The organism is Pectobacterium nicotianae, from assembly GCF_023272715.1.
Taxonomy (GTDB): Bacteria; Pseudomonadota; Gammaproteobacteria; order Enterobacterales; family Enterobacteriaceae; genus Pectobacterium; species Pectobacterium brasiliense.
Genome location: NZ_CP096821.1, coordinates 2,433,751 through 2,453,335, shown reverse-complemented (window position 1 = coordinate 2,453,335; position 19,585 = coordinate 2,433,751). Strand labels below are relative to the sequence as shown.

The following is a 19,585-nucleotide window of genomic DNA, read 5'->3' as shown; positions in this document are numbered from 1 at the left end:
GTATGCATGTTGTACCTGTTGTTCTTCCTTGCTTGGCAGGTGCAATATTTCTCTGGACGCAAGCCTGAGGTTCTTCTCGTGCCTGATATGAAGCTTTTTGCTGGTAACGCCATCCCGGAACTAGCACAACGTATTGCCAACCGTTTGTACACTAGCCTTGGCGACGCCGCTGTCGGTCGTTTTAGCGATGGCGAAGTCAGCGTGCAAATCAATGAAAATGTACGCGGTGGTGATATTTTCATCATCCAGTCCACCTGTGCACCCACCAATGACAACCTGATGGAACTGGTTGTGATGGTCGATGCTCTGCGTCGCGCTTCCGCGGGACGTATTACCGCCGTTATCCCCTACTTCGGCTATGCCCGTCAGGATCGTCGCGTGCGTTCCGCACGTGTGCCAATCACCGCGAAAGTCGTTGCTGACTTCCTGTCCAGCGTGGGTGTTGACCGTGTTCTGACTGTGGATCTGCACGCTGAGCAGATTCAGGGTTTCTTCGATGTCCCGGTAGATAACGTATTCGGTAGCCCGATCCTGCTGGAAGACATGTTGCAACAGAATCTGGAAAACCCGATCGTGGTTTCTCCAGATATCGGTGGCGTTGTGCGTGCCCGCGCAATCGCTAAACTGCTGAACGATACCGACATGGCGATCATCGACAAGCGCCGTCCGCGTGCCAACGTTTCTCAGGTGATGCACATCATCGGTGACGTCGCTGGCCGTGACTGTGTGCTGGTTGACGATATGATCGACACCGGCGGCACACTGTGCAAAGCGGCGGAAGCGCTGAAGGAACGTGGGGCTAAACGTGTATTCGCTTATGCCACACACCCGATCTTCTCAGGCAATGCTTACGAGAACATCAAGAACTCTGTAATTGATGAAGTGATTGTCTGCGATACCATTCCGCTGGCGGAAAACATTCGTTCACTGCCGAATGTTCGTACGTTGACGCTGTCCGGTATGTTGGCCGAAGCGATTCGTCGTATCAGCAACGAAGAATCCATTTCTGCAATGTTTGAACATTAATCGCCGCTGATCGAGTAATCGATCAAAAACGATAATGAGAAAGCCACCTGTAACAAGGTGGCTTTCTTATTTCTCTACACGTCATACTTCAAGTTGCATGTGCGTTGGCTGCGTTCACTCACCCGAATCACTTACTTAAGTAAGCTCATCGGGATTCCTTCCCTTGCCGCTTGCCTGAAACTCGAATTATTTAGTGTATACGTGATAAAAAACAAAAAACCGCCATAGCGAGGCTACAGCGGCTCTATTGTTCATTTTCATTAATGCTTATAGCGTATTAATACTTATGGGTAATTAACGGTTATTGATGGCGTTGGCGGCGACAACGCTTATCAAAGTGTTTAACCCACCAGTAACGATCCGCGACTTCTTCACGCCCGCTAATACGAGCCCCCGCCAACCAAAATATTGCGCCAGAAAAAATACTGACCAGATCAATGTAAGTCATATATTCAGGAACATTCAGTTTCGGGAACTGGCTGGCGATAGAAAAACCGATGCCGCCAATCATCATGATCATCCCGATACCCATCAATACATTACCTAGTACTGTCACGTTCTTGCGTTTCATCTGCCACCTCCAGATTAATTCTGTGGATGAATCGGAGTGCCATTACTGTTTACTGTCTTATTATTGATGTAATTATAGACAATAACGTACTTAGATGATTGCGGGAGGGATCACAGATAAGGGGAATGATTAATATTTTTTTACGTTTAAACAAACAAATAGACAAAAATCCGAATAATCACACCACTAAACAAATAACATTATTTTTACATTCCAACACCGATATTTGGCTATACCTCATGCGGTGTGTAAACTAACGCTTTCGTTTATCACGCTACCCTGCGTCAGTTTAAGCACGTAATCTGGAATATACCGTGAGCAGCATTAAATTAATTGTCGGCCTGGCGAATCCCGGCGCTGAATACGCCGCCACCCGCCATAATGCGGGTGCCTGGTTTGTCGATCGTCTGGCGGACGCTTACCGTCAGCCGCTGAAAGAAGAAAGCAAATTTTTTGGTTACACCTCTCGCCTGAATCTGGCTGGGCAAGATGTACGTCTGCTGGTTCCCACCACGTTCATGAACCTGAGCGGCAAAGCCGTCGCGGCAATGGCCACCTTCTACCGCATCCAGCCTGATGAAATTCTGGTGGCACACGATGAGCTGGATTTATTACCGGGAATTGCCAAACTTAAGCTGGGCGGCGGACACGGCGGCCATAACGGTCTGAAAGACATCATTAGTAAATTGGGTAATAACCCAAACTTCCATCGTTTACGCATCGGTATCGGCCATCCGGGTGATAAAAGCAAAGTGACCGGCTTTGTGCTGGGCAAACCGCCGACGAGCGAACAGACGCTGATCGACGATGCCATTGACGAAGCCGTACGCTGCACAGAAATCCTGATGAAAGAAGACATGATCAAAGCGATGAATCGCTTGCATGCCTTCAAAGCGGCATAATCTGGTCAGAATGCGGATGGCAGATCGAGATAAATCGCCATTCCGTGTATAATCGGCCGAAATATTTCCATTCTGACAGGCAAGAGATAGTAATTGCCTGATTAATAAGTTATTTAAGGTGATATAAACATGGGATTCAAATGCGGTATCGTTGGGCTGCCTAACGTCGGTAAATCCACTCTGTTCAATGCGCTGACCAAAGCCGGCATCGAAGCGGCCAACTTCCCGTTTTGTACCATCGAGCCGAACACTGGCGTAGTACCGATGCCCGATCCACGTCTGGACAAGCTGGCTGAAATCGTTAAGCCACAGCGTATCCTCCCTACCACCATGGAATTTGTTGATATCGCCGGTCTGGTAAAAGGCGCGTCCAAAGGTGAAGGTTTGGGTAACCAGTTCCTGACCAACATTCGTGAAACGGAAGCCATCGGCCACGTTGTACGCTGCTTCGAAAACGACAACATCATCCACGTCAACAATAAAGTTGATCCAGCTGATGATATTGAAGTCATCAACACTGAATTAGCTCTGTCGGACCTCGACACCTGTGAACGCGCCATTCATCGTGTGCAGAAGAGAGCCAAAGGCGGCGATAAAGATGCTAAAGCTGAGCTGGCCGCGCTGGAGAAATGTTTACCACAATTGGAAAACGCTGGCATGCTGCGCTCGCTGGATTTAAGCGATGAAGATAAAGCAGCCATCCGCTACCTGAGCTTCCTGACGTTGAAACCAACGATGTACATCGCCAACGTCAACGAAGACGGTTTCGAAAACAATCCATACCTCGATAAAGTGCGTGAAATCGCGGCCGCTGAAGGTTCTGTCGTTGTGGCCGTCTGCGCCGCCGTTGAATCGGATATTGCCGAGCTGGACGATGCTGACCGTGAAGAATTCATGGCTGAGTTAGGGTTAGAAGAGCCGGGCCTGAACCGCGTAATTCGTGCGGGCTATGAGCTGCTGAACCTGCAAACTTACTTCACCGCTGGCGTGAAAGAAGTTCGTGCCTGGACTATCCCTGTCGGCGCTACCGCCCCGCAGGCCGCTGGTAAGATTCACACCGACTTCGAAAAAGGCTTCATCCGCGCCCAGACTATCGCCTATGAAGACTTCATCACCTACAAGGGTGAACAAGGCGCGAAAGAAGCCGGAAAAATGCGCTCAGAAGGCAAAGAATACATCGTTAAAGATGGCGATGTGATGAACTTCCTGTTCAACGTCTAATTTGATTTTGTTGTCTCATGCGATATCAATGCATCGCATGAAGACTGGCAAAACCTATAAAATCCACGCAACTGCGTGGATTTTCTTTTCATAACGTCTCGTCCCCTCTCGAAAGCTCATCTATATCGCAAACGACCTGAACGTAGACCAGATGATTTCCGTTGGTTAAGAATCATTACAATCAGATTGTTGACCCGATTGTTAAAGATCATATCGTTGAGAGCATCAAATCATTCGATCCTCAGGGCCTGAATGTGTCTTAGCCACGACATAGAATGTCCATACAGGAAGGGAATAGAATGCCTCTACGTTCACTGCAAGCGCTTTGCCTGCTAAATTTTTTTATGGCCGACGTGCGTGACGGACTTGGCCCTTTTCTCGGTATTTTTCTTGCACAGCAGCACTGGCTCCCAGGGGAAATCGGTCTTGTCATGACATTAGGAGGCGTTGCAGGACTACTGGCTACGATTCCCGCGGGGTTGACCACGGATTCATCTCACCATAAACGACAGATGCTGTTGATTGGATGTGTGATGATCACATCGGCCACTTTACTCTTGTGGTTCAATCAAAAGCCCTGGGTTACAGGCATCTCTCAGATAATCAACGGTATTGCCGCAGCATTTATTGGGCCGATTCTCACCGGGTTAACGTTGGGCCTGACCGGGCAAAACGGTTTTAAACAGCAGATGGGGAAAAATGAAGCCTTTAATCACGCAGGGAACATGACAGCCGCAGTTATTGCAGGGGTTTCCGTATGGTACTGGGGCATGGGTGCAGTATTCATTCTTATGACAGCAATGGCTTTCCTGTCAGCGTTAGCGCTAATGGGTATCCGTGAAAATGACATAAACCATAACGCGGCCCGTGGTATTGATTCCAATGTCACAAGAAAACCGATTTCATGGCCATCCCTATTGATAAGTCATTCGTCTCTTATGACAATCGGCATAACGCTACTTCTTTTTCATCTTGGGAATGCGGCGTTGCTACCCATGCTTAGTATACGTGTCGCTTCAGAACCCAGTTCAGTGAATCCTGGTCTCTATGCAGCGGCGACAGTGATTATCTCTCAGGCCGTCATGATCCCCGTTGCACTTTGGACGGCCAGTCGCGCAGAAAGATTAAGCTACCGCCAACTTATTATGATCGCATTACTGATACTTCCCATCCGTGCCGCGTTGGCTGCCACCTTCACATCCCCCTATTCCATCATGCCGGTCCAAATCCTGGATGGCGTCTCTGCGGGTATTCTTGGCGTCGCGGTTCCTGGCTATATCGTGAAAGAACTACAAGGAAGCGGCCATATCAACGCAGGACAGGGTATCGTTATGTTTATGCAAGGCGTTGGAGCCTCAGCCAGTCCGGCGCTTACCGGTATTGTGGTAGGGAAGTATTCATATAGCACAGCCTTCTCAGCGCTCGGTGCTATTGCCCTCCTTGCTTTGTTCATCTGGTGGCAGGCAAATCGGTCGATAGATTCATCCGTCACCCGTTGATGATAAAAAACTAAAAACAGCCACATCGGCTTCCATCTTAATATTTGTTCCAGAGAGATATAATGCGCGAATTGCTGACTCCATTTATGCGTGACAAATTTCTTCACGCTCTTGTGGTACTGGGGATCATACTCAGTTTCTTTGCTGTATTTAAAACAGACGAACTCACCGCTTCTGTTGACTGGAAAACCATTCTGACGCTGACAACATTACTTATGCTCACCAAAGGTATTGAACTCAGTGGGTATTTTGACAAGATGGGTTTGAAACTGGTGAATAAGTTCAGGAAACAGAAAACGCTGGCATTATTTATCGTGACGTTAGCAGCGTTATTATCAACGTTCCTCACGAATGATGTTGCGCTGTTCATTACGGTGCCACTCACGCTGTCGTTATCTAAATCCTCTGAGTTTCCCGTTGGACGATTAATTATCTTTGAAGCCCTCGCCGTTAATGCTGGCTCTTTACTCACGCCTATTGGCAATCCACAAAACATTCTTCTCTGGAGTAAGAGTGGATTAAGTTTTATGGAGTTTGTGATGACAATGCTCCCCCTGAGCGCCCTGCTGTTTATTGCATTACTGGTCTTAACCGCGTGCAGTTTCAGTAATAAGGAGATCGCGATACCGGATAACTCTCTCGGGGGAGATTATCGTCATGGTCTGCTTTTAGGTACGCTGGTGTTGTACGTGCTGTTTATCGTGGCACTTGAATTGGACAGAACCCTACCGATACTGATTCTTGTCCCGCTGTTTTATCTGTTGTGCGCGCGACGTGTACTGCTACAGCTTGACTGGGGCTTACTGGCCGTGTTTGTTTTGATGTTTATTGATGTATTCCTCCTGACGAAATTACCGGCCCTTAGCAACCTTATTGCATTAATACCGCATTGGAGTGATGGTGCGCATTTTCTGCTGGCGATAGGCCTTTCACAAGTCATCAGTAACGTACCTGCGACCATATTTCTGCTTCATGCCGTCCCTTCATCGGTTCTACTAACATGGGCTGTGAATATCGGTGGTTTTGGATTACTTCAAGGTTCAATGGCCAACCTTATTGCGTTGCGTATGGCAAACGATCGCCGCATTTGGTGGCAATTTCATCTATTTTCGATACCCGCACTTTTCTTCGCGATGATTGCTGGCTGGCTAATGCTTTATTGATGACTTACCAAACACAACACGGACTCTGTCATGAATACCGCCGAATGGTGAAACTCCACATTACGCCCGCTGCCTGGTACTCGCACCTGCTAACCGTTCACGCAGTAAGACGAATACCGGGCAGACTGTCAGTGCGGCGATCCCTGCCAATACGTACAGGTTGGTGGTGAGGGCGTCAATCAGATAGAAAACCCATTAGTCTGGAGTTCTTTGCGAACCCAGTCAGTGAAGGCCTTTATCTTTGGCGTTCGTTCATTCACATGCGGCATGACGATATGATGTGCATTAACAGGAATGGCATAATCTTCAGAAAGGACAGGCACCAGGGAACCTTCACGAAGGAAATCTGTGCCTAACATTTTACTTTCCAGAATAAAACCCAATCCCATTTTTGCGGCTTCAAAACTCATAAATGAACGGTCAAAGCTGAGGCTGTGATTGATATGTGACTTGGATAAATTATGGTAAGAGAACCATTTATCCCAATTAATCAGTGTACTTGTTGAGCTAATGAGTTCATAGGTCAACAAATCTTCTGGGTTTATCACCGGATGCTGTTTTAAATATGCAGGGGATGCCATAACAATCATCGTGTCTTTCTTTATCGTCAATACCTTATAGGCATCCCAATCGGCTATACCATGCCTGATATCAATGTCGATATTGTCACGGGAGAACTGAAGATTCTCATAAGAACATGTCAAATTTAGCGTAATATCAGGATATTGATCTCTAAAATAACCTAACCGCCTCATGAGCCAGGTTAATCCAAACGTTGGTGAGGAGTGAACGCGAAGGATTTCCTTCCCGCCTTCATTAATGATTTGATCTGTTGCCCGCCCTATTTCGCTTATCGCACCAGATACATCACGCAAATATTTCTCACCGGTTAACGTCAATTTAACACCCTTGCCATTGCGAATAAATAATTTCTTCCCGATAAATCGCTCAAGCGTTGATATTTGATGACTAACGGCCGATGGCGTGATGTTAAGCTGTTCTGCGGCAGTATTTATACTGTTGCAATTGGCAACCTGAAGGAAAGATTGAATATTCCTCAAAGAGGGAATGGGCAGGTTCTCGTTATTCTCTTTTTTCATGATGATAACTGGTTTTTATTTGAAGTAATAAACAGCAATAGTACCTATTTTTATAAATGGCGAATTTCTTTAGCCATAGGTTTGTGATGGATATCACAATTTATCCTTTCCATGTGTTTTCTTGCGGCTAAACAGAGCCATTTTTATGATCCAATTCATGATAAAAATTTTTCTCAACTACAAATGAGTTTTATTTAATTCCATTTTTTCATCCTGTCGTTATAGTCAGCAGTGAACCCACTTAGTGGTCCTAATAAAAATAGTTGTTCATACCATGAGGTAAAAAATGTCTCGTATAGAACAAAGCGTACCCTACTCAGAAATAAAGAAAACCAACTACCGCTTTGTGGTACTGGCATTGATTTTCATTGTCTATACAATAAATTATGCCGATCGTACAAACATTGGGGCTGTACTTCCTTTTATTATCCAAGAATTTCATATTAGTAACTTCGAAGCCGGTGCCATAGCCAGTATGTTTTTCCTGGGTTATGCACTTAGCCAGATCCCTGCCGGTTTCTTTATCGCCAAACGGGGAACACGCGGGCTCATCTCTGTATCCATTTTCGGGTTCTCAGCCTTTACCTGGTTGATGGGAACGGCAACGTCGATCCTCGGACTTAAATTCATACGTCTGGGGCTCGGGCTTACCGAAGGCCCATGTCCTGTTGGGCTGGCGTCGACAATCAACAGTTGGTTCCCTAAAAAGGAAAAAGCAACGGCAACGGGCGTCTATATTGCTGCAACCATGTTCGCGCCAATACTGGTTCCGCCATTAGCGGTATGGATCGCTGTCACATGGGGCTGGCGCTGGGTATTTTTCTCATTCGCCATTCCGGGCGTCATTGCGGCAATCGCCTGGTATTTGTTGGTGAAATCGAAACCGTCCGAGAGTCGCTTTGTCTCAGAAGCCGAGCTCGATTATATCAATTCAGATAAACAGGAAGCCTCACATCGGGAAAGCAATATTGTTCCTGATAAAAAGTTCATAACGTTGGATAAAATAATCCGCGTAAAAGCGCTGGAACCTGTTTCGACAGTAAAAGGCCTTTTGACCTCAAAAAATATAATTGGAGATTCTCTGGCCTATTTTATGATGGTCAGTGTGTTATACGGGTTATTGACCTGGATACCGCTTTATCTTGTGAAAGAAAAAGGGTTTGATTTTATGAGCATGGGGTTTGTCGCAGCCATGCCCTGCATCGGCGGATTTATCGGGGCCATCTTTGGCGGGTACGTTTCGGATAAAATATTAGGTCGCCGCAGAAAACCCACCATGATATTTACCGCTATAAGCACGGTGATTATGATGGTCATCATGCTGAATATACCGAGCAATACTTTAGCGGTATGCACAGGTTTATTTTTTGTTGGTCTCTCTTTGAATATTGGATGGCCTGCATTTACAGCCTACGGAATGGCCGTATCTGATACGAAAATCTATCCCATCGCCGCCTCCATCATTAATACTGGTGGTAACCTCGGAGGATTTGTTTCTCCCATGCTCGCAGGATTTATCCTGGACTCAACGGGAAGTTTTAATACCGTATTCTCTTATTTTGGAATTTGCGCCGCACTGGGTTTGGTTTTTATATTAATGATCGACGAACCTAAATAACCTTCTGATTATCTGAACGAAAAATGGAGTAAATAATGTTATTAAAGAATAAAGTCGCTGTTATTACAGGGGCAGCCTCCCCACGTGGTTTGGGCTTCGCTACCGCAAAACTATTTGCAGAGAATGGTGCCCATGTTGTCATTATTGACCTCGATGAAGCGGCAAGTGAAAAAGCAGCAGCGTCCCTTGGCGACAAACATTTAGGTTTGAAAGCTAACGTGTCTGATGAGCAGCAGGTACATGCAGCGATTGAACAAATCATTGCTAAGTTTGGGCGTATAGACGTTTTAGTAAACAACGCTGGCATTACACAGCCAATTAAGACGCTCGATATTAAGCGTGACAATTATGATGCGGTTTTAGATGTTAGCCTGCGTGGCACTTTATTGATGTCACAGGCCGTGATCCCTGTTATGCGGGCACAAAATAAAGGCAGCATCGTTTGTATTTCTTCCGTCTCGGCACAACGTGGCGGTGGCATTTTTGGCGGTCCACACTACAGCGCAGCAAAAGCAGGCGTTCTTGGCCTGGCTAAAGCGATGGCTCGTGAGTTCGGGCCTGATAATATTCGCGTGAACGCCATCACCCCCGGTCTGATTCAAACGGATATTACTGCCGGGAAATTAACCGATGAAATGAAAACCTCTATTCTGGCCGGGATTCCACTTAACCGACTCGGCGACGCGATTGATATTGCACAGGCCGCATTATTCCTGGCAAGCGATCTTTCCTCCTATTCCACCGGTATTACGCTTGATGTCAATGGCGGCATGCTCATCCATTAATGTGAGGACAGATAAATGTCACAAACCGATTTTCAAAAAGTGGCGACTGCCGCCTGGCGTATCCGCCGTTACGCCCTCTTGATGGGGGAAGTACAAGGCCAGGGTTATATTGGACAAGCGTTGGGGTATGCCGATGTCCTCGCCACCGCATTCGCCCATATCATGAATTACCGCCCAGACGAACCAGAATGGGAAGAGCGCGACCGTTTTCTGCTCTCACACGGCCATTACGCTATCGCTTATTACGCGGCACTGATTGAAGCCGGCATTATTCCTCGGGAAGAACTGGAGACTTACGGTTCTGACGATAGCCGTTTACCGATGTCGGGTATGGCAACGTATACCCCGGGAATGGAGATTTCAGGCGGCTCGTTGGGGCAAGGACTGAGCATTGCTGTCGGCATGGCGCTGGGCCTTAAGCAGAAGCAAAATTCGGCGCTGGTCATCAACTCGATGTCCGATGGCGAACTGGATGAAGGCTCAACCTGGGAAGCGGCCATGTCTGCTGCCCACTACGACCTGTCCAATCTCATCAATGTCGTGGATGTTAACAAACAACAGGCTGACGGCGATTCCCGGAAAATACTGGGCTTTGAGCCACTAGAAGACAAATGGTCCTCCTTTGGTTGGTATGTTCAGCGTATTGACGGAAACGATCTCGCTGCTGTGATTAAGGCGTTTGATAATGCGAAGAGTTACCCAGAAAACAAACCACGGGTGATCCTCTGCGACACACTGATGGGCAAAGGCGTACCGTTCCTGGAAACACGAGATAAAAACCATTTCATTCGCGTTGATGCTGACGAATGGCAGAAAGCGCTCTCAGTACTTGACGAAAACAAACCTGAAGGAGTGTTGTAATGAGCCAGACAGCGCAGGCCAAACCTCGTTTAACGACATCCGCCATGATTGCCTCCATTGCCGATGAAGGTCAGGAAACGGTAGCGGCCCCCTTCGGTGTCGCACTGTCAAAACTCGCGGCAGAACGACGCGAAATCGTTGGCATGACGGCCGATTTGTCCAAATACACCGATCTACATATTTTTGCTAACGCATTCCCAGAGCGCTTCTTTCAGATGGGGATGGCAGAACAGCTGCTAATGGGGGCGGCTGGCGGAATGGCAAAAGAAGGATTCATTCCATTTGTGACCACCTATGCGGTCTTTGCGACGCGTCGTGCTTATGATTTTATCCATCAGGTCATTGCAGAAGAAAATCTGAATGTGAAGATTTGTGCCGCCCTGCCAGGATTGACAACCGGATACGGCCCGAGCCATCAGGCTACTGAAGATCTGGCAATCATGCGCGGTATTCCGGGGATGACGATCATTGATCCGTGCGATGCGTTAGAGCTTGAGCAGGCCGTTCCAGCAATCGCAGAACATCAAGGCCCAGTCTACATGCGCTTACTGCGCGGAAAAGTTCCACTTGTACTGGACAAATACGACTACACGTTTGAGCTGGGTAAAGCAAAACTTCTGGAGGACGGTAATGATGTGCTGATTATCTCTTCAGGGCTGATGACAATGCGCGCGCTGGAGACAGCTGAAAAGCTACGTAAAGACAACGTCAGTGCGGCGGTACTCCACGTTCCCACGATCAAACCGTTGGATGAGAAGACGATTCTTGCTCAAGCCGCTAAGCCCGGACGGTTGGTCATCATCGCCGAAAACCACACTTGTGTAGGTGGATTAAGCGAAGCCGTTGCCGCCCTGCTGATGCGCAAAGGCGTGCACTGTGAACTGGATGTCATCGCATTGCCCGATGAGTTCTTGCATGCGGGCGCACTGCCAACCCTGCACGATCGCTATGGTATTTCCACTGCGGCGATGGTAGAAAAAATCAAAAAACGCCTCGGTTAATCCTGCAACACCGTAATGATATAGGTTACCCAGCTCTGCGCAGAGGAACCTATCAGGGACAGGAGATGTTTTCTGTCCCTGACGCTCGGGGTCTCCCTCATGCCATTTAGGCATTCCACCACTGACTAAACGTCTGCTGTGGGTTATCGACCTGAACGCGTTCACCAATGCGGGGCGTCATCAGTCGCCAGTCTTGACTTTCACTCGCCTGAGAAATGCGCTCCAGCGGATCGTTCCAGCGGTGGTGCGCCAGCTTAAATTTGCTGTTATGGCTCGGTAGTACCGCTTTAGCCTGCAAATCACTGGCCGCCTGCGCGCTCTCTTCCGGCGTCATATGAACGTGGGGCCAGTCCCGATCGTATTGCCCGCATTCCAGTATCGCGATATCGAATCCGCCCAGACGCTCAGCGATCGCTTTGTAATGCGCACCATAACCGCTGTCCCCGCCGAGATACAGACGATGTTGTTCCGTAATCAGCGCAAACGAACCCCACAGCGTTTGATTATGCTTGAGGAGTCGGCCAGAAAAATGCTGTGTCGGAAGCACATGGATATCGACCCCGTTCTCTTTCAGACAACTGAACCAGCCGCCTTCCGTAATGTCTTTCTGCGGGAAACCCCATTTTACAAAATAGGACCCCACGCCCGTTGGCGTGACAATTCGGCGGATTTTCCCGCGTAGCGCGTTCAGCGTGGGATAATCCAGATGATCCCAGTGATCGTGGGTGATCAGCAGATAGTCAATGGGGGGAACGTCATCCGGTGAATACACATTGCTGCCCTTGAAGGCGACGTTGGTGCGTGGCACTGGCGAGGCGTTGTCGCTAAATACCGGATCCAGCAGGAACGTTTTCCCTTCCAGTTGAATGAAATAGCTGGAATGGCCCATCCAGATGATGACGTTATCCGTTTTACTCAACTGGTGCAGATCAGTTTTTTCCGACGGCAAACGGGTATCTGGCAACGCGCCAGCGTCTTTCTCGAAAAGAAAGCGGTACAGCAGCGCGAATCGGTTCTGGCTATCGACCGTCGGGCGAGCCACTGGGTTATGAAATGCGCCATCGCGAAAGAGTGGGTTTTCCGGTTGGGGCTTGACCTCTGGTGATACATACTGCGGCTGTTTTAACCAGCCGTAAACGGCGACTACAATCACAGCCAAAACGAGTAACAAAAGCATAGCGTTTATCCGGTGTCGTTTCGTGATGAATATATTTCGTAATGAACGTCGTTTTGTCATGCCTGATTTCAGGCATCGACCCTTTGGCATCGGCAGTTATGCACGAACGTTAAGAATCTGGCAAGGGAGAACCGAGGGATTTTTGGTGCAAAAAAAGCGAAGGTATTCGCCTTCGCTCAGGAATGTTGATGAGAAACCATGGCGGCCTGTCACCGCTGACGTTTGCCTGCGGCGTCAGTACGGATTACTTTTTAAGCGCCAGCAGCGTTTTTCCCATCCCGATAACAAATTCATTTTGTTGCCCGATAACCTTATTCAGCCCGGCTTCATCCTGAATATTTTCAACTGTATTGATTGCCTGCACTTCCAGCACGCGCCCTTTAATCAGCGTCGAACACAGCGAATGCAGAACCTTGTTATTCAGAATCGTTTGTAAGCAGCGAAAAGGCGTCGCATCATCAATTTTTCCCGCGCGCTGGTCGGGCTTAATGCGCTGGCGCAGCATCTCTTTTTCGGTACTGGCAATCACTGCATCCAGATCGCTGGGCTTGGAGGCAATCGGGACATTGCCATCTTTATCAGGCGGCAGCATGAACAATGAAACCAACGCCTTATTGCCTGTCGTAGGGTCAACATACTCGGTCTGCACCATGTGGTTTGCCGCATCGACCACTTTCTCTCGCTGAATCATGTTCAATAGCTCCGCAGGTAATGCATCGGTAAGATCCTGCGTGGTATAGCCGACGAACAAATCTGGATCTTTTGTCTCTGCGACACCGTACAGCGGCAGCACCAGCAACAGACCCACAATCCCTTTTTTTATCACACTGATTTTCATCATATTCCCCTGCTATTCATTGTATGCATTCCCCTATCCCATCACTCGCTATTCTTATCACGCTAACGTCGATAGCCCTGGCCCTTTTACCACGTTTACACGCGACAACGCATTCTACAACTACAGGAAAGAATAGCATTTTTTATACAAAAACTTGTTGCCGGAGAATTCCTTCGCTAGAATCGCGCCGTTTACTCACCCCCAATGTGTCATTTGGAGCCCTAAAGTGCCCTGTACGTCAGCCCCCCACTAACCGCCGACGACTGCATTAAGCAGCCTCGATTCGGCGCAGTCTGCGCCAGCGTTGGCTGCGGTACGAGTTTCCTGTTTTCCCCGCTATTGTGCGGAGCAGAAAACGAACCTCCCGCTTCCTCCCCCGCGACTCTGACCTCTGGAATGCCAGTGGACAGTCTATTGACTCGCGCCAGAACACGCTCGTCGGCCCTCTTTTTTACCGTAGATGGGCCTGGCTGTGCCAATAACGCAGCAGGCGAAAAACATGTATTTACATTCAATACCGTTATTAAAGTATCCACGTACCCCGCATCTGGAAGGTTCGCGTTTACAGTCTGGCGATGATGCGTCGGACCAAATTGCACTGAAAGCGCTGGCAGGCCGTTACGTCGTGATCGAAGAAAAGATCGACGGCGCGAACAGCGGCTTGTCTTTCAATGAAACGGCGGAACTCCTGCTCCAGTCGCGCGGCCACTATCTGGCTGGTGGCTCACGGGAACGGCAGTTTAACCAATTCAAGCTCTGGGCTACCGCGCACGAAATGCGTTTTCTTGAGCTGCTGGAAGACCGTTTCGTGATGTACGGCGAATGGGCGTACAGCAAGCATTCTGTGTTTTATGACCGGTTGCCGCACTACTTTCACGAATTTGATATTTACGATCGTCGTGACGGCATTTTTTTATCGACGGCACGCCGACACGCGATGCTGGCCGGTTCGCCCGTGTTGTCCGTTCCGGTACTTTACGCCGGGGAGATGCCAACGAATCCGGCATTGCTGTGGAAGCTGGTGTTCCGTTCGCTGGCGAAAAGCCAGAACTGGAAGACCGCGTTTGAATCCACCGTGCAGCGTGAAGGTTTGCCGCTCGCGTTGTGCTGGCAGCAAACCGATAAATCGGACCGTTCGGAAGGCCTTTATTTAAAAGTTGAAGATGATGAACAGGTACTGGCACGTTACAAGCTGGTACGCCATGACTTCATCCAGACCATTTTGGACAGCGGCTCGCATCATTCCCGACGCCCGATTTTGCCGAACCAACTGGCTGACGGCGTTGATCTGTACGCGCCCTGTCCAATCGTATCTTGGGAAATGCTGGGGCTGAATACGCTGCGTTCTTTAGACGCGCTCGTCGCCGCGATGCCCGATAAGTAAGGAGTATGATTATCATGGATTGGAATATCATCAGGGGATTGGTCCCCGCCTCTGGCGCACAGCCAGATTTTGCTGACTGTCTGGACGCGTTTCCAGTGCTTCAACGCGCTAAAGAGACGCCGCAGGAACCGCGTTATCACGGTGAAGGGGATGTCTGGACACACACCATCATGGTGGTCGAGTCGCTCTTGCAGCTTCCTGATTACCAGACAGCCACGCGCGAGCAGCAGGAAATTTTGTTTTTTGCCGCGTTGCTGCATGACGTTGCAAAATACCGCACGACAGTGATTGACCCGGTAACGGGTCAGATTGGTCAGCCGGGACACTCGCGCAAAGGTGCTATCGACGCCCGGGTGCTGCTGTGGGATGCAGGCGTTCCGTTTGCGATTCGGGAAGCGATTTGTCGCTTAATTTCGGTGCATCAGGTGCCGTTTTACTGCCTTGAGGATGAACGTCGTCGGATGTCGCCGATCTTTACGATTCGCGAACTCTCCTGGCAGTTGAGCATTCCGCTGCTGGCAACGCTGGCAGAAGCCGATATGCGTGGTCGCATCTGTCAGGATCAAGCGCGCGTGCTCGACAGTATCGAGCTGTTCCGCGAGCTGGCGCGGGAAGAAGGCTGTTACGGCCAACCGAGATCGTTTGTCGATGCTCACACGCGCCTGAGCTATTTTCGCGGAGCCGATGTGCATCCAGATTATCCGTTGTTTCAGGAGCCGGGTTCGAAAGTCACCGTGATGTGCGGTTTGCCCGCATCGGGAAAAGACACCTGGGTGCGGACGCATCGGCACGATTTACCCGTGGTTTCTTTCGACGATGCGCGAACCGAGTTGGGATTGAAACACGGCGAAAACGAAGGAAAAGCGGTGCATTGGGCGACCGACAAAGCGCGTTCACTGCTGCGAACGCATGAATCGTTCGTGTGGAACGCCACACACCTGAGCCAGCAAATGCGCACCCGCACATTGGATCTGTGCTACGCCTACGGTGCAGAAGTGGAGATTGTCTATCTGGAACGTCCGCGTCAGGAATTACTGCGCCGCAACGGGAAACGGGACACCACACTGAGCAATAAAACGCTGCAAGGTATGCTGACGAAATGGGAGCTTCCCGCACCGACGGAAGCGCATACGGTTAGCTATGAAAGCTAACGCAGCCGCAACGTACTCCAACGCGAAAGCGCAGTAAATGGGATCTCGTATTCCGTAGTACCGTTTATTTCTGCACCAAGATACTGTTTTTCATAGATCAGTTTATCGTCCTCGAAACGCATGGGGACGATAAATCCTCCTGCAGCCTGAGAAACCTGGCATTGCCTTTCTTCGAGTACATCAACACAGAGTAAAGCCGTTTGCGGGCCGTCGCGTTCCGCCGTAGAGAGCCATTCTTGCACCACAAGATAACGCGAATCCGGCGACCACAGCATGTCCTTGCCGAACACACGATCGTCCAGTGCTTTCCCGTCGATGGAGAGCGAAAAATAAGGCGGACCGAACCGAATTTCACCAGCGTAAATCAGCATCGCGGTATGTTGCCGATCGAATGAAGGCATGTGCAGCATACGAAAATTCATTGTGTGCATTCCCCCTATCCCAATTCAGGCAACATCGAGTCATTAATAATACGGTTGCTCATATTCAGTCAGTGGCATCTGGCGACGCAAGCCATGTCGACATTTACTGTTATAAAACATTTCGATGTAATCAAAAACATCGGCAGGGATTTTTCCTGCACTCAGTAGATTTTTTATTGGGTTGATTTTCATACCGTACTCAGCTTTTGCAGTAAAAGGCGTCGTAGATATTTACATTCATTAATGTGATGTTATAACATTTCACTTGTTGGCGCTAAAATGGAACATTACTGAGATGACGGATTTTGCAGTACGGCTCGAAGAACTAGCCCTTGGTTACGATGGAAATCCAGCATTGAGCGCTGTCAGCGGTTCGGTACACACTGGCTCCCTGACGGCGGTCGTCGGACCAAACGGTTCAGGTAAATCAACACTCCTGAAAGGGATTGCCGGAATACTACAACCCCTATCGGGCTTCTGCCGTATCGCATCGGGTGCACGCATCGCTTATCTACCACAGCTGTCGGAACTGGATCGTAGCTTTCCTGCTAGCGTCCGCGATCTGGTATCGCTGGGGCTCTGGCAAGATCGAGGTTTGCTATGCTGGCATCGCCATGACGATCGAGTGCGTATATCTCAAGCGCTTACCGCCGTCGGGCTGGCTGGTTTTGATAATAAGCCACTCAGCGCCCTGTCCGGCGGGCAGTTTCAGCGTGCTCTGTTTGCGCGGGTGATCGTCCAGAATGCCAGTATCATTTTGCTCGACGAGCCCTTTAATGCCATTGATACAGCGACCACACAAGAGATGCTGGCGCTGATTAAAAGCTGGCACGCCCAACAGCGTACTGTCATCGTGGTGATCCACGATCCTGAACTGGTACTTCGCCATTTTCCTGACACATTGATGGTCAACGGCACGGTGGTCGCCTGGGGGAAAACCGAAGGGGTGATGAAGCATAGCCCGAATTCGCCCGTCTTCTGCCAGCATAATACCGCACGGTACGCGGCAGGGGGTCGATAATGCTCTGGCTTTACGATCTACTCGTTAATCCGTTTGTTGAATTTGGCTTCATGCGTCGAGCGTTAGTGGGTGCATTGCTACTGTCGCTCAGCGCGTGTCCGGTGGGCGTATTTCTGACCCTACGTCGTATGAGCCTGGTGGGGGATGCCATGTCCCACGCTGTGCTGCCCGGTGCCGCTATTGGTTTTCTGCTCTACGGGTTGGAAATCATTCCGATGACGCTCGGCGGCATGGTCGCCGGATTAGTGGTAGCAATAGGTGCCGGAGCCGTATCACGGCTGACGGTACAAAAGGAAGATGCCTCAATGGCGGCGTTTTACCTTATTTCGCTGGCGCTCGGGGTACTTATCGTCTCGCTACGTGGATCGAGCGTTGACTTGATGCATGTTCTGTTTGGTTCCGTTTTGGCGCTGAATGCGGAGGCGTTGATTCTGATCGCCTCAGTGTCTGCTGTTTCTTTGCTGGCACTGACGCTGCTGTGGCGTGCGCTCATTGCCGAGTGCCTGGATCCGCTGTTCCTACGCGCCGTGTCCCGACTCGGATCACCGGTTCATTTTCTATTTCTCACGCTGGTGGTGATAAACCTCGTGGCAGGCTATCAGGCGCTGGGCACGCTGCTGTCGGTAGGTTTGATGATCCTCCCTGCCGTCACCGCTCGCTTCTGGACTCGGCGCGTCATCACACTTTGTCTGGTTTCGGTGTTGATTGGCATGGTGGCCTGCATTTCCGGCCTGCTGTTCTCCTACCATTATTCGCTGCCATCAGGCCCAGCCATTATTCTCGCCAACGGCGTTTTCTATCTGGCCTCAACCGGCGTAGCGATGATGAAAAACGCCCGACGCCGTCCTCACGCTTCCTTAGTTAACACGCGCCCTTCCCGCACGGAGTAAATCATTATGAGAATTAGCACGACGCTTGGCGTCGCCGTTCTGCTTTCCCTGTCGTTGCCGCTACAGGCTAGCACCAGGCTTAACGTCATCGCCAGCTTCTCCATCCTTGGCGATATGGCGAAGAATATCGGTCAGGATCGTATTGAACTGCGTACCCTCGTCGGCCCCGACAGCGATGCGCACGTCTATGAGCCATCCCCAGCGGATGCGATTGCCATGGCCAAAGCTGACGTGATCTTAATCAACGGATTACAGTTCGAGGGCTTTATCAACCGCCTCATTCAGGCCAGTGAGAGTAAAGCGCCGGTCATTGAAGCGACAAACGGTGCGGAAATTATTCGCGACCCCGCCGGTGGTCATTACCATTTCTACAATGGCAAAGCCGTGTTTCACGCCGCGCCTTTCGATCCCCACGCCTGGCAGTCGTTGCCCAATGCGCATATCTACGTGAAAAACATTACCGCCGCGTTTTGCGCAGCGGATAAAAGCGGCTGCGAAACTTATCAGGCGAATGCTAAAACCTATGAGGAAAAACTGACCAAACTTGGCGTAAATATTAATAACGCGCTAGCCCGTATCCCAGAATCACGCCGTACCGTCGTGGTCGGTCACAATGCCTTTCGCTATTTCGAACACGAACACGGCATTCACTTTTTATCCCCTCAGGGAGTATCGACTGAGTCTGAAGCCTCTGCCGCAGATGTCGCCGGTATTCTGCGCGAGATAAAGAAAAATCATGCCGCTGCGGTCTTCGCTGAGAATATCTCAAACCCACGTCTGGTGGAGCAAATTGCCTCCGAAGTCGGTTTATCCGTCGCGGGTGTGCTCTATTCCGACGCACTCTCCGGCCCTTCTGGCCCAGCCCCGACCTATATCGACATGATGCAGCACAACGTCAACACCATCGTGTCTGCGCTGACGGACGGCAAACACGTCCCCTAACCTCATCCAAATT

20 protein-coding genes are annotated in these 19,585 nt (G+C 49.7%); 14 read left to right on the top strand and 6 right to left on the bottom strand.

Annotation, left to right across the window (positions count from 1 at the left end):
- Nucleotides 1–78: 78 nt before the first annotated feature.
- Nucleotides 79–1,026 (top strand): ribose-phosphate diphosphokinase, encoded by a 948-nt coding sequence (prs, locus tag MYB54_RS11025; RefSeq protein WP_010274915.1) that lies wholly within the window; start codon nucleotides 79–81, stop codon nucleotides 1,024–1,026.
- A 301-nt stretch (nucleotides 1,027–1,327) separates the two neighbouring features.
- Here prs and ychH read toward each other — a convergent pair whose 3' ends face one another.
- Entirely contained in the window at nucleotides 1,328–1,597 is a 270-nt protein-coding gene (gene ychH / locus MYB54_RS11020) for a stress-induced protein YchH (RefSeq protein ID WP_014915433.1), read from the bottom strand.
- Between the two features lie 314 nt (nucleotides 1,598–1,911).
- Here ychH and pth point away from each other — a divergent pair, with 314 nt between their 5' ends.
- The 4 genes from pth to MYB54_RS11000 all read left to right on the top strand — a co-directional run bounded on the left by pth (nucleotide 1,912) and on the right by MYB54_RS11000 (nucleotide 6,382).
- Nucleotides 1,912–2,499, top strand: coding sequence for an aminoacyl-tRNA hydrolase (gene pth, locus MYB54_RS11015; protein WP_010274897.1), 588 nt, complete (start codon nucleotides 1,912–1,914; stop codon nucleotides 2,497–2,499).
- Nucleotides 2,500–2,628: 129 nt separating this feature from the next.
- A complete protein-coding gene (ychF, locus tag MYB54_RS11010) occupies nucleotides 2,629–3,720 on the top strand; it encodes a redox-regulated ATPase YchF (RefSeq protein WP_039275079.1) in 1,092 nt (363 codons plus the stop codon).
- Nucleotides 3,721–4,019: 299 nt separating this feature from the next.
- Complete coding sequence (locus MYB54_RS11005) at nucleotides 4,020–5,219, top strand: MFS transporter (protein WP_248721937.1); 1,200 nt, start codon at nucleotides 4,020–4,022, stop codon at nucleotides 5,217–5,219.
- 62 nt (nucleotides 5,220–5,281) lie between these two features.
- Nucleotides 5,282–6,382: an SLC13 family permease gene (locus MYB54_RS11000; RefSeq protein WP_110163306.1), complete on the top strand. Its 1,101-nt coding sequence runs from the start codon at nucleotides 5,282–5,284 to the stop codon at nucleotides 6,380–6,382.
- A gap of 179 nt (nucleotides 6,383–6,561) precedes the next feature.
- Here MYB54_RS11000 and MYB54_RS10995 read toward each other — a convergent pair whose 3' ends face one another.
- Nucleotides 6,562–7,482, bottom strand: a complete 921-nt coding sequence (locus MYB54_RS10995) for a LysR substrate-binding domain-containing protein (RefSeq protein ID WP_014915465.1) — start codon at nucleotides 7,480–7,482, stop codon at nucleotides 6,562–6,564.
- A 286-nt stretch (nucleotides 7,483–7,768) separates the two neighbouring features.
- On the opposite strand from MYB54_RS10995, the gene MYB54_RS10990 reads away from it, so the two are divergent.
- The 4 genes from MYB54_RS10990 to MYB54_RS10975 are packed head-to-tail and all read left to right on the top strand — an operon-like array spanning nucleotide 7,769 to nucleotide 11,747.
- Nucleotides 7,769–9,100 (top strand): MFS transporter, encoded by a 1,332-nt coding sequence (locus MYB54_RS10990; RefSeq protein WP_203448997.1) that lies wholly within the window; start codon nucleotides 7,769–7,771, stop codon nucleotides 9,098–9,100.
- A gap of 35 nt (nucleotides 9,101–9,135) precedes the next feature.
- Complete coding sequence (locus MYB54_RS10985; RefSeq protein WP_039286415.1) at nucleotides 9,136–9,885, top strand: SDR family NAD(P)-dependent oxidoreductase; 750 nt, start codon at nucleotides 9,136–9,138, stop codon at nucleotides 9,883–9,885.
- A gap of 15 nt (nucleotides 9,886–9,900) precedes the next feature.
- Nucleotides 9,901–10,746 carry a transketolase gene (locus tag MYB54_RS10980; RefSeq protein ID WP_248721936.1) on the top strand — a complete coding sequence of 282 codons (846 nt, stop codon included), beginning with the start codon at nucleotides 9,901–9,903 and terminating at the stop codon, nucleotides 10,744–10,746.
- Nucleotides 10,746–11,747 (top strand): transketolase family protein, encoded by a 1,002-nt coding sequence (locus MYB54_RS10975; RefSeq protein ID WP_014915469.1) that lies wholly within the window; start codon nucleotides 10,746–10,748, stop codon nucleotides 11,745–11,747. The genes MYB54_RS10980 and MYB54_RS10975 overlap by 1 nt, the downstream gene beginning before the upstream one ends.
- Nucleotides 11,748–11,853: 106 nt before the next feature.
- On the opposite strand, the gene MYB54_RS10970 is transcribed toward MYB54_RS10975, so the two are convergent.
- Both MYB54_RS10970 and MYB54_RS10965 read right to left on the bottom strand, forming a co-directional pair.
- Entirely contained in the window at nucleotides 11,854–12,924 is a 1,071-nt protein-coding gene (locus MYB54_RS10970; protein WP_039519628.1) for an MBL fold metallo-hydrolase, read from the bottom strand.
- Between the two features lie 244 nt (nucleotides 12,925–13,168).
- The gene (locus MYB54_RS10965; protein WP_205533175.1) at nucleotides 13,169–13,762 is read right to left on the bottom strand and encodes a hypothetical protein; all 594 of its coding nucleotides are present in this window, start codon (nucleotides 13,760–13,762) and stop codon (nucleotides 13,169–13,171) included.
- Nucleotides 13,763–14,261: 499 nt separating this feature from the next.
- Between MYB54_RS10965 and MYB54_RS10960 the strand changes: the two genes are divergently transcribed.
- Entirely contained in the window at nucleotides 14,262–15,146 is an 885-nt protein-coding gene (locus MYB54_RS10960; RefSeq protein ID WP_119874274.1) for an RNA ligase family protein, read from the top strand.
- A 5-nt stretch (nucleotides 15,147–15,151) separates the two neighbouring features.
- Nucleotides 15,152–16,297, top strand: a complete 1,146-nt coding sequence (locus MYB54_RS10955; RefSeq protein WP_371928286.1) for an AAA family ATPase — start codon at nucleotides 15,152–15,154, stop codon at nucleotides 16,295–16,297.
- On the opposite strand, the gene MYB54_RS10950 is transcribed toward MYB54_RS10955, so the two are convergent.
- Together MYB54_RS10950 and MYB54_RS10945 are read right to left on the bottom strand one after the other, a co-directional pair.
- Nucleotides 16,294–16,707, bottom strand: a complete 414-nt coding sequence (locus MYB54_RS10950; protein ID WP_371928295.1) for a hypothetical protein — start codon at nucleotides 16,705–16,707, stop codon at nucleotides 16,294–16,296. The genes MYB54_RS10955 and MYB54_RS10950 overlap by 4 nt on opposite strands.
- 54 nt (nucleotides 16,708–16,761) lie before the next feature.
- The gene (locus tag MYB54_RS10945; RefSeq protein WP_205566040.1) at nucleotides 16,762–16,911 is read right to left on the bottom strand and encodes a hypothetical protein; all 150 of its coding nucleotides are present in this window, start codon (nucleotides 16,909–16,911) and stop codon (nucleotides 16,762–16,764) included.
- A 103-nt stretch (nucleotides 16,912–17,014) separates the two neighbouring features.
- On the opposite strand from MYB54_RS10945, the gene aztA reads away from it, so the two are divergent.
- From aztA to aztC, 3 genes are read left to right on the top strand one after another with little or no spacing between them, the layout of a single operon-like run.
- Nucleotides 17,015–17,740, top strand: coding sequence for a zinc ABC transporter ATP-binding protein AztA (gene aztA / locus MYB54_RS10940; RefSeq protein WP_248721933.1), 726 nt, complete (start codon nucleotides 17,015–17,017; stop codon nucleotides 17,738–17,740).
- Nucleotides 17,740–18,630 (top strand): zinc ABC transporter permease AztB, encoded by an 891-nt coding sequence (gene aztB / locus MYB54_RS10935; RefSeq protein ID WP_248721932.1) that lies wholly within the window; start codon nucleotides 17,740–17,742, stop codon nucleotides 18,628–18,630. The genes aztA and aztB overlap by 1 nt, the downstream gene beginning before the upstream one ends.
- Before the next feature lie 6 nt (nucleotides 18,631–18,636).
- Entirely contained in the window at nucleotides 18,637–19,572 is a 936-nt protein-coding gene (aztC, locus tag MYB54_RS10930) for a zinc ABC transporter substrate-binding protein AztC (RefSeq protein WP_248721931.1), read from the top strand.
- Nucleotides 19,573–19,585: the final 13 nt, after the last annotated feature.